Consider the following 12,386-nt stretch of genomic DNA (forward strand, 5'->3'; position numbering starts at 1 on the left):
GTGAACAATTTGTGAACGTTTTCAATGTTTAGAGATTTTAGCACGTATTTGTTGTAGAATTAACCAAGATAAGATTTTTGGCAATTTTTTGAGAATGAAAATTGACATGGAGGGATTTTTGTATGAAAAACAACAATCAACATCCTCTTAAAGCAATGGCACTCATGTCTTCCATTCTAGCTCAGCTTGTCGGTTCGATTCTCATAGGCATCTTTTTAGGAAGATGGATTGATTCATTTTTTAATTGGCCAGTACCGGTATTTATGATCATCTTTTTACTGTTAGGATTATTTACTGGGATTTATGGCACGCTTAAATTAGTTAAGCAATTCACACCAGGGGACTAGTTACATGCAAAAAGATAATTTTAGACGATTCACACGAGATATGTTGTATATAATTGCTTTAGCAGTTTTGGGTTGGGCATTTACCGACTATAAAACAATATTCACAGGCTATATTCTCGGAACTGTAACTAGCTTTTATTGTATATGGATTCTTCACAGAAAGATAAATACCTTCTTTGACCGAGTTTTAAAGCAACAAAAAGTTCGATCTTTAGGTACTGTAATTTGTCTTTCAGCGGTGGCTCTAGCTATGGTCATCGCGCTTCGGTATGAAAATTTTGTGAGCATACCGGCACTAACTGCGGGACTAATGACAGGACATCTTGTCATTATGATACATTTTGCATTACAACAAACGTCTTTTGCAAGGAAGAGAGGTGAATAAATTGGAACACGGCACTTATGGTTTTAAATTTATTGGTTTAGATTTTACGTTAACAAATGTTCTAATGACTACCATTGCTGCAGTAATCGTCTTTATCATCGCAGTTACATGCGCAAGAAGCCTACAAATACGCCCAACAGGAAAACAAAACTTTTTGGAGTGGGTTATAGACTTCGTTAAAGGCATTATCAACAGTACAATGGATTGGGAAACTGGTGGTCGCTTCCTTACATTAGGTGTGACATTACTTATGTACATATTTGTTTCAAATATGTTAGGTCTACCATTCGATATCTCAGTCGATGGAAAATCAGTTTGGAAATCACCTACATCAGACCCAGTCATTACTTTATCATTAGCAATCTTTATTGTTGGTTTATCACATTATTATGGTATTAAGATGCGAGGTTTTGGAGCGTATGGTAAAACATTCTTCCAACCAATGCCATTCTTATTCCCATTAAAAATTATTGAAGAATTAGCAAACACATTAACGCTAGGTCTTCGACTTTACGGTAACATTTACGCGGGGGAAATCTTACTAGGTTTACTTGCAACAATGGGTACACATGCTTATGCAACAAGTTCAGGAGAAGGCGTTCTTTGGACAATTGCAGCATCATTACCAATGATCGTATGGCAGGGATTCTCTGTATTCGTTGGTTCAATCCAAGCGTTTATCTTCGTAATGTTAACAATGGTTTACTTGTCACATAAAGTGGCGGACGAGCATTAATCTGCTCATTAAAATTGGTAGTTAGATAAAAATTATAATAAAAAATATATTTCTTATGATTAAGAAGGAGGAAATTTAAAATGGCTTTAATCGCAGCGGCAATCGCAATAGGTTTAGGTGCACTAGGTGCAGGTATTGGTAACGGTTTAATTGTATCACGTACAGTAGAAGGTGTTGCTCGTCAACCAGAATTACGTTCAACTCTTCAAACTTTAATGTTCATCGGGGTTGCATTAGTTGAGGCACTTCCAATCATCGCGGTAGTTATCGCATTCATGGCATTTGGTAAAGCTTAAGATTTATACAAGCAGTTTAAAAATGGCGAAGTTTGTGTTCACATTTACTTCGCCATTCCTTTATAACAGTTTTGTTGTAAAGATTTCATTTTGAAAATAAAGCATAGGTCGGTAAGAGTCCTAGGCTATGTTATAAAAGAAAAATTATTAAATGATACCCTCGAAGGGAGTGAAGGCTTGTGTTAAACGGATCATTATTCGTAATAGGTGAAGCACACGGAAATGGTATACCTTGGGGCGATGTAGTGTTTCAATTAGTAATTTTCTTAATCCTACTTGCTTTATTACGTAAGTATGCATTAGGACCTGTAATGGGAATTATGAAACAACGTGAAGATCACATCGCAAATCAATTAGATTCAGCTGAGAAAAACAATGCTGATGCAATGAAACTAGTTGAAGAGCAAAAACAAGAGTTAGTTGCAGCTCGTAAAGAAGCTCAAGAACTTCTTGAGAAAGCTAGAAAGCAAGCTGACGTACAACGTGAAGAAATCGTTGCAGCTGCTAAAGCAGAAGCTGAAAACTTGAAAGAAAGCGCTATGCGTGAAATTACTCGTGAAAAAGAGCTTGCAGTACAATCAGTTCAACAACAAGTGGCTTCATTATCTGTATTAATTGCTTCTAAAGTTCTTGAAAAAGAAGTGAAAACTGAAGACCAATCTGCTATTTTTGATCAATATCTTAAAGAAGTAGGCGAAGCTAAATGAGTAACGAATTAGTTGCAAAACGCTACGCAAACGCTCTTTTTGAATTAGCAACTGAACAAAACTTAGTTGGAACTGTTGAACATGACTTACAAGTAGTGAAAAAGGAGTATGTTGGAAACTTAGAATTAAATAAGTTTTTAAAACATCCTGGAATCACAAAAGAAAGCAAAAAGTCTGTATTAAATGACACATTTGCTTCAATTTCTCAAACGGTATTAAATCTAGTTTGTTTATTAGTTGATCGTGGCCGAGTAAACATCATTCCTAGCTTAGTAACTGAATACATTCAAATTGCGAATGAATCTCGCAATATTGCAGATGCAACAGTTTACTCTGTAGAGAAAATGTCTTCTGAAGAACTAGATAAGATTGGAGCATTATTTGCTTCAAAATTAGGTAAAAATTCTTTAAGAATTACGAACGAAATAGATTCTACTTTAATCGGTGGTTATAAAGTACGTATTGGAAATCGTATTTATGACGGAACTTTAAAAAATAAACTTGTTCGAATTGAACGTGAATTAATCGCAAAATAGTTTGTAGAGGGGTGAAATGCATGAGCATCAAAGCTGAAGAAATCAGTGCGCTGATTAAAAAGCAAATCGAAAATTACCAAACTGAAATAGAAGTTAGTGATGTTGGTACAGTTATCCAAGTTGGTGACGGTATCGCTCGTGCTCATGGTCTTGACCAATGTATGTCAGGGGAGCTAGTTGAGTTCTCTAACGGCGTTATGGGACTAGCACAAAACTTAGAAGAAAACAACGTAGGTATCGTAATCTTAGGTCCTTACACAGGCATTAAAGAAGGCGACGAGGTTCGTCGTACTGGACGCATCATGCAAGTTCCAGTTGGTGAAGAATTAATCGGTCGTGTAGTAAATCCATTAGGTCAACCAGTTGATGGTTTAGGTCCAATCGCGACTTCAAAAACTCGTCCAATCGAAAATCCAGCACCAGGCGTTATGGCACGTAAATCAGTACATGAGCCATTACAAACTGGTATCAAAGCGATTGACGCTCTTGTACCAATCGGACGTGGTCAACGTGAGTTAATCATCGGTGACCGTCAAACTGGTAAAACAGCTGTAGCAATCGATACAATCCTTAACCAAGCTGACCAAAACATGATCTGTATCTATGTTGCAATCGGTCAAAAAGAATCAACAGTTCGTGGACTTGTTGAAACATTACGTAAGCACGGTGCTTTAGATTACACAATCGTTGTAACAGCTCCTGCTTCATCTCCAGCTCCAATGTTATACTTAGCTCCTTTCGCTGGTGTAACGATGGGTGAAGAGTTTATGTACAATGGTAAACACGTATTAGTAGTATACGATGATTTATCAAAACAAGCGGTAGCTTACCGTGAGCTTTCATTACTATTAAAACGTCCTCCAGGTCGTGAAGCATATCCAGGGGATGTATTCTACTTACACTCTCGCTTATTAGAGCGTGCAGCTAAGTTAAATGATGAGTTAGGTGGCGGTTCATTAACTGCATTACCATTCATCGAAACACAAGCTGGTGATATCTCAGCTTATATTCCAACAAACGTAATTTCAATTACTGACGGACAAATCTTCTTACAGTCTGACTTATTCTTCTCTGGTGTTCGTCCAGCGATCAATGCAGGTCTTTCTGTATCACGTGTTGGTGGTTCAGCGCAAATTAAAGCGATGAAATCAGTAGCAGGTACTTTACGTCTTGACTTAGCGTCATACCGTGAGTTAGAAGCGTTTGCTGCGTTCGGTTCAGACTTAGATAAAGCAACTCAAGCGAAACTTAACCGTGGTGCTCGTACAGTTGAAATCCTTAAACAAGGTTTACACAAACCATTAAAAGTAGAAAAACAAGTAACATCTTTATATGCCTTAACACGTGGTCACTTAGACAGCGTACCGGTTGAAGACATTACACGTTTTGAAGAAGAAATGTTAGCTTGGATGGATGTAAACGCAAGAGGTCTTTTAGATGCTATTCGTGATACTGGAAAATTACCAAACGAAGCTGACCTTGACGCTGCAATCACAAGCTTTAAAAAGAACTTTATTGCTTCTAAATAATAAGGCAATTTAAATATCTGGATTTGAAGGAACGGGCGCTTAGCTCGTCCTTCATTTAACTGTTTACCAAAAGGTGGTGAAAACCTGTGGCATCATTACGCGATATAAAAACAAAGATTAATTCAACAAAAAAGACAAGCCAAATCACAAAAGCGATGGAGATGGTATCTGCTGCTAAATTAAACCGTGCTGAGCAAAACTCTAAGCAATTCGTTCCTTATATGGAAAAAATGCAAGAGGTAGTTGGTAGCGTGGCAAAAGGTGTAAACAGTAGTCATCCGATGCTAGTAACACGTCCAGTTAAAAAGACTGGTTACATTGTCATCACTTCAGATCGTGGTTTAGCTGGTGCATTTAACAGTAACGTATTACGTACGGTAACAAATACAATTAAAGAACGTCATAAATCAAATGATGAATTTGCAATTATTGTACTAGGTCGAGTTGGACGTGACCACTTTAAGCGTTTAGGTTATCCAATCGTTGAAGAGGTTCTTGGAATTCCAGATCAACCTTCATTTGATGATATTCAAAAATTTGCTAATCGTACAGTTCAAATGTACACAGATGGCATTTTTGATGAGCTTTACTTATCTTATAACCATTTCGTAAGTAAGATTTCTCAAGAAGTTACTGAGAAAAAGCTTCTACCTTTAACAGATATTGACACAGGTAAAGCAACAACTAACTACGAATTTGAACCATCTGATGATGAAATCCTAGAAGTATTACTGCCTCAATATGCAGAAAGCTTAATCTATGGTGCATTATTAGATTCTAAAGCTAGTGAACACGCTTCACGTATGACAGCGATGAAAAATGCAACTGATAATGCGAAAGAAGTTATCAGCAAGCTTACTCTTCACTATAACCGTGCGCGTCAAGCAGCTATTACACAAGAAATTACTGAGATTGTCGGCGGTGCAGCTGCATTAGGTTAATCTGTCTTCAAACAGTAATATAAATTGATCGGCTTTAAAGGAAACAATGCTAGGAGGAAAAGCGATGAGCAATGGTATTATTACTCAGGTATTAGGTCCAGTAGTAGACGTAAAGTTCGAAAACGGCCAATTACCACAAATATATAATGCGTTACGTGTTCGTAAAGAAGCAGGAAGCGCTAATGAAGTAAACATTGATTTAACATTAGAAGTTGCTCTTCACTTAGGTGACGATACTGTTCGTACAGTTGCAATGGCTTCAACTGATGGATTAGTACGTGGTATGGAAGCAGTTGACACAGGAAAACCTATTTCGGTTCCAGTTGGTGACGCTACATTAGGACGCGTATTCAATGTATTAGGTGACAACATTGACTTAGATGAGGAGGTTGGAGAAGACGTACGTCGTGACCCAATTCACCGTCAAGCACCTAAATTTGAAGAATTAACTACAAAAGTAGAAATCCTTGAAACTGGTATCAAAGTAGTAGACTTATTAGCTCCTTACATTAAAGGTGGTAAAATCGGTCTATTCGGTGGTGCGGGTGTAGGTAAAACTGTATTAATTCAAGAATTAATCAACAACATCGCACAAGAGCACGGCGGTATCTCAGTATTCGCTGGTGTAGGTGAGCGTACTCGTGAAGGTAACGACTTATACCACGAAATGAAAGATTCTGGCGTAATCAACAAAACAGCGATGGTATTTGGACAAATGAATGAACCACCTGGAGCACGTCAACGTGTTGCTCTAACTGGTTTAACAATGGCTGAATATTTCCGTGATGAGCAAGGACAAGACGTGTTATTCTTCATCGATAACATTTTCCGTTTCACTCAAGCAGGTTCTGAGGTTTCTGCCCTATTAGGTCGTATGCCTTCAGCGGTAGGTTACCAACCAACTCTTGCTACTGAAATGGGTCAATTACAAGAGCGTATCACTTCAACAAACAAAGGTTCTGTAACTTCGATTCAAGCGATTTACGTACCTGCCGATGACTATACGGATCCAGCACCAGCTACAGCGTTCGCTCACTTAGATGCAACAACAAACTTAGAGCGTCGTTTATCTGAGATGGGTATTTACCCTGCGGTAGATCCATTAGCATCTACATCTCGTGCACTTAACCCTGAGGTTGTTGGAGCAGAGCACTATGAAGTAGCTCGTCAAGTTCAATCAACTTTACAACGTTATAGAGAACTTCAAGATATCATCGCAATCTTAGGTATGGATGAGTTATCAGAAGAAGATAAATTAGTCGTAGCTCGTGCTCGTCGTATTCAATTCTTCTTATCTCAAAACTTCCACGTTGCGGAGCAATTCACAGGACAAAAAGGTTCTTACGTACCAGTTAAAGAAACTGTTCGTGGATTCAAAGAGATCTTAGAAGGTAAATATGATACTCTTCCAGAAGATGCATTCCGTTTAGTTGGACGCATCGAAGAAGTAGTAGAAAAAGCAAAAACATTAGTATAATAATTGTTTGATTAGCTCACGAAGCTAGACAGGAGGAGTTCACTATGAAGACAATGAAAGTCAGTATCGTCACTCCTAATGGACCGGCTTATGAAGGCGAAACAGAATTCGTTAGCACGAAAGCAACTAGCGGTGAGCTAGGTATTTTACCAGGACACATTTCAACTGTGGCACCGTTAGCAACAGCACCTGTTAAAATTAAAACACCAGCTGGAACAGATTACGTTGCAGTTAGTGGCGGATTCATTGAAATTCGACCTGAAGCCGTTACAATATTGGCTCAATCTGCTGAAGTATCAACTGAAATTGACGTTGAGCGTGCAGTAGAAGCAAGAAAACGTGCAGAAAAACGTCTGCAAGATAGACGCCCTGACACAGATATCAAACGTGCAGAACTTGCTTTACACAAAGCAATGAACCGTTTAAACGTAGCACAATATAAGTAATTAAAAAAAGAGCCCTCGTGGCTCTTTTTTTTGTTGGATTAAGTGGGACGTTTTTGGGGTGAGAGTGCTTTAGTTAGTTCTTTTTTATGAAATCACGGTAAATAATAAACAAGTTAGAGACTTACTCTATGTGCCCACTAAAACTCTTTTAATACTTCCTCAATCTAATCGGGTGTCATAGCAATCCACTTTTTAGTTTAATTCCAATCCCGCTGTTCCTAATATTCCATTTCTTGAGATTTTTAAAAGATATTCTGCCATATGTTTTTTTGTGTATGGCATGTCATTTTCAACCCAAAATGAAATTACGCTGAGTGTTGCTCCTGAAACATAACTTACTAGTAGGTCTTCTGGGACAAGGTATTTATTCTTTTTTGGTTGTATAAATGCAAAGCCTGTTTCGAACGTTGTTGATAATACTTCGTAAAGTTTTCTTCTAAAAATATTTGGTCCTTGTCGTTTTAGTAGGACTTTGTAAAAGTAACTGTTTTTTTCGATATGATCGAATAGATGGAAGTAGGATTGTAAAGTCATTTCATCGAGTGAGTGTGGATTTTGGTCATACATACTAAAATCTACATTCTTCATAGCTTTGTCCAAATCAACTAGTTTTTCTCTAACGATTTGACGGACCATTTGATACTTGTCTTCGTAGTGGCTATAGAAGGTTGCTCTGTTGACATTTGCTTTTTTTGTAATATCTTGTACACTGATCGCTTCGAATTCTTTATCCGATAATAATGTAATTAATGCATCTTGTAAAAGTTGTCTAGTTCGAATGACACGGGGGTCAAGATTATTTTTTATGCTCATTTAAAAACTCCTTTTATTAAATAACGTTAAGAAATTAAACAGTTAATAATGGTAGTGTTGCTTAAGCAACAAATTTTTAATTTTTAACGGTTGAGTACGTTTATAAATCAATTATAATTAAAAACTATGAGAAGTAAAACGACATTGTGTTGTTTTATTTTTTTTGCCTATATAGAGAGACGATTAAAAATTTAGGAGGAATTTATTTATGGGGAACATGAAGAAAATGGTACTTGTTAACATAATTACTTTAATCATACTAGTTGCTGGTGGATTTGCCGGTTATTACTACTATGATCAATCTACAAATTATATAAAAACTGATAATGCAAAAATAGATGGGCAACAAATTGTCATTTCATCTCCTGCTGCTGGTAAGCTTGAGTCATGGTCGGGTACATTCGGGAGAACATTTTCACCAAATGAATCAATTGGGAAAATTTTAACTACGCCTCAAACTGCTGGTGATACTGCTCATGAAGTATCAGTTTCAGTGCCAACAAATGCAACAATTGTTCAAACAAATGCAATTAAAGATCAATTAGTTGGAACAGGTTCAACTCTTGGTTATGCATATAGCTTAGATAATCTTTGGGTTACTGCAAATATTAAGGAAACTGAAGTAGAAGATGTGAAAAAAGGTCAAGAGGTTGATGTGTATGTGGACGCATATCCAGATACTACTTTAACAGGTACTGTGGAATTCGTTGGATTAACAACTGCGAATACATTTAGTTTATTACCTTCTGGAAACGCTAATGCAAACTATACGAAAGTTGAGCAGGTTGTACCTGTAAGAATTGCTTTAGATCATAACAAGTCATTTGAAATTGTTCCAGGAATGAATGCTTCTGTTCGTATCCATAAGTAAGGAGGAATTTCGATGTCTACAGGAATGATCATAGCATATGGAGGGTTTTGCTTAATTGTTTTCTTTGTTATTAATCGAATTGTATTAAGAAATAAAGAAGATGACTTAAAAATAGATAAAAGAGTAGAAATGGTCCATTCGGAAGAACCAAATAAAATAGAAAAAACTGAAGAAATTCAAAAGAAATCAGTTCCAGCAAAATCAAGTGAAAAACAAAGCTTTAGCATGGGAAAAGTTTTAACAGTACTATTATTAGGGATGTTTGTGTCTATTTTAAATCAGACCTTAATCAACGTTGCTTTACCGAAGTTAATGGCTGATTTTAATGTAACTACTTCGACTGCACAATGGTTGTCTACCGGTTTTATGTTAGTAAATGGTATTTTAATTCCAGTTAGTGCTTACTTAGTTGATACATTTACTTATCGAAAATTATTTATCTTTTCGATGTTTGCCTTTACAATTGGCTCGATTATTTGTGCTTTATCAGGAAATTTCCCAGCTATGATGGCAGGTCGTGTAGTTCAAGCAGTCGGGGCAGGAATTTTAATGCCACTTGGTATGAATATCTTCATGACGATCTTCCCCCCTGAAAAACGTGGGGCAGCAATGGGATTGATGGGGATTGCTATGATTCTCGCACCAGCTATTGGGCCAACAATAACTGGGTATGTAGTAGAAGATTATTCATGGCATTTCTTATTTTATGGAATGGCTGTGTTAGGTGTCATTTCAATCGTTTTGTCTAACGCTTGGTTTCATATTTCGCGAAAACGTTCATTCCCAACTTTAGATATATGGGGAGTACTAAGTTCGTCAATTGGATTTGGTAGTTTACTATATGGATTTAGTGAAGCAGGTAATAAAGGCTGGGATAGTACTGAAGTCGTTCTTTCTTTATTAATAGCTTTTATAAGCTTGAGTTTTTTTGTATGGAGAGAATTAACTGCAAAACAACCTTTAATCAATTTAAAAGTATTTAAATCATTTTCGTTTTCTTACACATTATTAATTAACTTAATCGTTACAACAGCATTATATGGAGGGATGATTTTACTACCTCTATATTTACAAAACATCCGTGGGTTTACACCGATAAAAGCGGGATTATTATTACTTCCTGGTTCATTGATCATGGGTGCTCTTGGTCCACTTACAGGAAAATTATTCGATAAATATGGGATTCGTCCTTTAGCTATTTTTGGTTTACTCATCATGACATATACAACCTATGAGTTTACTAAATTATCGATTGATACTCCGTACTTAAAAATTATGTTTTTCTATACTTTACGTTCATTCGGCATGTCATTTATTATGATGCCAATTATGACAGCTGGTCTAAATAAGTTGCCTCTTAAGATGATCTCGCATGGTACTGCAACTCAAAATACTTTGAGACAAGTTGCTGGTTCAGTTGGTACAGCAATTCTTGTTACAATCATGACGACACAAACGACAAATCACATGGCAAACTTTTCAAATGAAGTAACGTCAACGAATCCTTTCATCATGGATTGGATTCATCAAACTGGCTCACAGTTAGCTGCAGTAGCTGGATTAACGCCAACACAAGGTGGATCTTTAGCGGTAACATCACTTTATAGCCAGGCATCTAAATTAGCTTCAATTAATGGAATCAATGATGCATTTATTTTCGCAACAGCATTATCTGGAATTGCATTAATACTTTCATTTTTTATGGGGAGTACAAAAAGTAGAAAGCTTGCGCAACCTAAAACTAAAAATAAGCAGTCTTCAGAAACGATTGCATCATAAAAAATGGCCAGTTCATGTTTTGAACTGGTATTTTTTTTCGACAATTATCACTATTTTTTAATTTGTGGGAATTGTGAATAACTTTCTGTGGATTTGTGGATAACTCTTATACTGATATATAATTTTAGTTACTGGTAACAACGATTAAAGTATTAGAAACTGATAAGTCGACATACATATAAGATAAATTATAAATAATGGAATTTATTTTCCAGCTATATTATTCAATTTTATGATTAATGGCAATAAATATCGACACGTTTTTGTCACATTTGTTATAATGGATACGATTACAAAACTGAATAGTAAAAATTAAATGAAAAATACATTATATTTATAATAAGTATATAATGTAGAGCTCTGTAGTTAGAGGAGGGACAAGTTTCGTGAATGCCTATTTAAATAATTATGTGATTGTAGTTGTGTTTCTAGTTATAGGAATCGCACTTCCGGTTGTCGCACTCTCGGTAATAGGTAAATTTTTGAGACCGAGTGTACCAACTGAAGCAAAAGCAACGACATATGAAAGTGGTATTGAACCATTTCATGATGCAAAGGTTCGTTTCCATGCTGGGTATTACATTTTTGCACTATTATTCGTTATTTTCGATGTTGAAACTGTTTTCTTATATCCTTGGGCGGTTGCATATGATCAATTAGGGCTTTTTGCTTTTGTTGAGATGATTATTTTTATTTTAATGCTACTACTTGGACTTATTTATGCTTGGAAGAAGAAGGTGTTGAAATGGTTATGAAGTTAGATGGAATTTCTGTTGCTGAAATGGAAGAACTCCAAAAGAATATTTTTTTCACGACGTTGGAAGAAGTGAAGGCATGGGCAAGAAGTAACTCGTTATGGCCATTAACATTCGGGTTAGCTTGTTGTGCAATCGAAATGATGGGTGTAGGTTCATCTCATTATGACTTAGACCGATTTGGCTCATTTTTCCGTACTTCTCCTCGTCAATCTGACTGTATGATTGTTTCTGGAACTGTTACGAAAAAGATGGCGCCTATTGTTAAACGTTTGTACGATCAAATGCCAGAACCTAAATGGGTAATTGCGATGGGTTCTTGTGCCACTGCTGGTGGACCATATGTTAACTCTTATGCAGTTGTTAAAGGAGTGGACCAGATTGTTCCTGTAGACGTGTATATCCCTGGGTGTCCTCCGAATCCAGCAGCATTAATTTATGGTATTAATAAATTGAAAGAGAAGATTCGTTACGAAGCTAAAACTGGAAAGCAGGTGACGAATAAATGAGTGAAGATAAGTCAAAAGAACAGTTAAAGAAAGAAGCAGCCGAGAGGGCTAAAGAAGCGGCTCGACGTAAGATGGAACAGTTGAAGGCAGAGAAGGAATCTGCAAAAAATATTGAAGTTCAAAAAGAAGAAGCTCCTGTAGTGAAGGAACCAATTGTTGAAAATGAAGGTAAACAAGAGGAAACAGCTTCAGAAGATGAAAAAGCGAAAGCACTTGCACTAGCGAAAGCAAAAGCAGTAGCAGCAGCAAAAGCAAAGGC

15 protein-coding genes and 1 pseudogene are annotated in these 12,386 nt (G+C 36.6%); 15 read left to right on the top strand and 1 reads right to left on the bottom strand.

The genetic code is table 11. From position 1 onward, the window contains the following. Positions 1–122 precede the first annotated feature (122 nt). The 10 genes from CN925_RS08745 to CN925_RS08790 all read left to right on the top strand — a co-directional run bounded on the left by CN925_RS08745 (position 123) and on the right by CN925_RS08790 (position 7,400). A complete protein-coding gene (locus CN925_RS08745; protein ID WP_025568596.1) occupies positions 123–347 on the top strand; it encodes an AtpZ/AtpI family protein in 225 nt (74 codons plus the stop codon). Positions 348–351: 4 nt separating this feature from the next. After that, positions 352–732, top strand: coding sequence for an ATP synthase subunit I (locus tag CN925_RS08750; RefSeq protein WP_025568597.1), 381 nt, complete (start codon positions 352–354; stop codon positions 730–732). 1 nt (position 733) lies between these two features. After that, a complete protein-coding gene (gene atpB / locus CN925_RS08755) occupies positions 734–1,468 on the top strand; it encodes a F0F1 ATP synthase subunit A (protein WP_098845870.1) in 735 nt (244 codons plus the stop codon). Positions 1,469–1,548: 80 nt separating this feature from the next. Next, positions 1,549–1,764: a F0F1 ATP synthase subunit C gene (gene atpE, locus CN925_RS08760; RefSeq protein WP_025568599.1), complete on the top strand. Its 216-nt coding sequence runs from the start codon at positions 1,549–1,551 to the stop codon at positions 1,762–1,764. A gap of 203 nt (positions 1,765–1,967) precedes the next feature. Next, positions 1,968–2,471, top strand: a complete 504-nt coding sequence (gene atpF, locus CN925_RS08765) for a F0F1 ATP synthase subunit B (protein ID WP_098845885.1) — start codon at positions 1,968–1,970, stop codon at positions 2,469–2,471. Continuing rightward, a complete protein-coding gene (locus CN925_RS08770; RefSeq protein WP_098845871.1) occupies positions 2,468–3,007 on the top strand; it encodes a F0F1 ATP synthase subunit delta in 540 nt (179 codons plus the stop codon). Before atpF ends, CN925_RS08770 begins: the two co-directional genes overlap by 4 nt. 20 nt (positions 3,008–3,027) lie before the next feature. Then, positions 3,028–4,536, top strand: coding sequence for a F0F1 ATP synthase subunit alpha (gene atpA, locus CN925_RS08775; protein WP_098845872.1), 1,509 nt, complete (start codon positions 3,028–3,030; stop codon positions 4,534–4,536). A gap of 86 nt (positions 4,537–4,622) precedes the next feature. Then, the gene (atpG, locus tag CN925_RS08780) at positions 4,623–5,477 is read left to right on the top strand and encodes an ATP synthase F1 subunit gamma (protein ID WP_098845873.1); all 855 of its coding nucleotides are present in this window, start codon (positions 4,623–4,625) and stop codon (positions 5,475–5,477) included. 64 nt (positions 5,478–5,541) lie between these two features. After that, the gene (gene atpD, locus CN925_RS08785) at positions 5,542–6,954 is read left to right on the top strand and encodes a F0F1 ATP synthase subunit beta (protein WP_098845874.1); all 1,413 of its coding nucleotides are present in this window, start codon (positions 5,542–5,544) and stop codon (positions 6,952–6,954) included. Positions 6,955–6,998: 44 nt separating this feature from the next. Next, on the top strand, positions 6,999–7,400 hold the full coding sequence (locus CN925_RS08790; protein ID WP_098845875.1) for a F0F1 ATP synthase subunit epsilon: 402 nt from the start codon (positions 6,999–7,001) through the stop codon (positions 7,398–7,400). A gap of 192 nt (positions 7,401–7,592) precedes the next feature. Here CN925_RS08790 and CN925_RS08795 read toward each other — a convergent pair whose 3' ends face one another. Then, entirely contained in the window at positions 7,593–8,213 is a 621-nt protein-coding gene (locus CN925_RS08795; protein ID WP_098845876.1) for a TetR/AcrR family transcriptional regulator, read from the bottom strand. 226 nt (positions 8,214–8,439) lie between these two features. On the opposite strand from CN925_RS08795, the gene CN925_RS08800 reads away from it, so the two are divergent. From CN925_RS08800 to CN925_RS08820, 5 genes and pseudogenes are all read left to right on the top strand, one after another. Next, positions 8,440–9,084, top strand: coding sequence for an HlyD family secretion protein (locus tag CN925_RS08800; RefSeq protein WP_483295182.1), 645 nt, complete (start codon positions 8,440–8,442; stop codon positions 9,082–9,084). A gap of 12 nt (positions 9,085–9,096) precedes the next feature. Continuing rightward, entirely contained in the window at positions 9,097–10,863 is a 1,767-nt protein-coding gene (locus CN925_RS08805) for a DHA2 family efflux MFS transporter permease subunit (protein WP_098845878.1), read from the top strand. A 386-nt stretch (positions 10,864–11,249) separates the two neighbouring features. Continuing rightward, the gene (locus tag CN925_RS08810) at positions 11,250–11,618 is read left to right on the top strand and encodes an NADH-quinone oxidoreductase subunit A (RefSeq protein WP_098845879.1); all 369 of its coding nucleotides are present in this window, start codon (positions 11,250–11,252) and stop codon (positions 11,616–11,618) included. Then, positions 11,609–12,127 carry a NuoB/complex I 20 kDa subunit family protein gene (locus CN925_RS08815; RefSeq protein ID WP_056469321.1) on the top strand — a complete coding sequence of 173 codons (519 nt, stop codon included), beginning with the start codon at positions 11,609–11,611 and terminating at the stop codon, positions 12,125–12,127. Before CN925_RS08810 ends, CN925_RS08815 begins: the two co-directional genes overlap by 10 nt. Beyond that, a pseudogene (locus CN925_RS08820) lies at positions 12,124–12,386 on the top strand (NADH-quinone oxidoreductase subunit C); the annotation flags it as partial. The gene CN925_RS08815 and the pseudogene CN925_RS08820, both read left to right, overlap by 4 nt.

The sequence above is a fragment of the Bacillus sp. AFS055030 genome (assembly GCF_002574545.1).
Taxonomy (GTDB): Bacteria; Bacillota; Bacilli; order Bacillales; family Bacillaceae_G; genus Gottfriedia.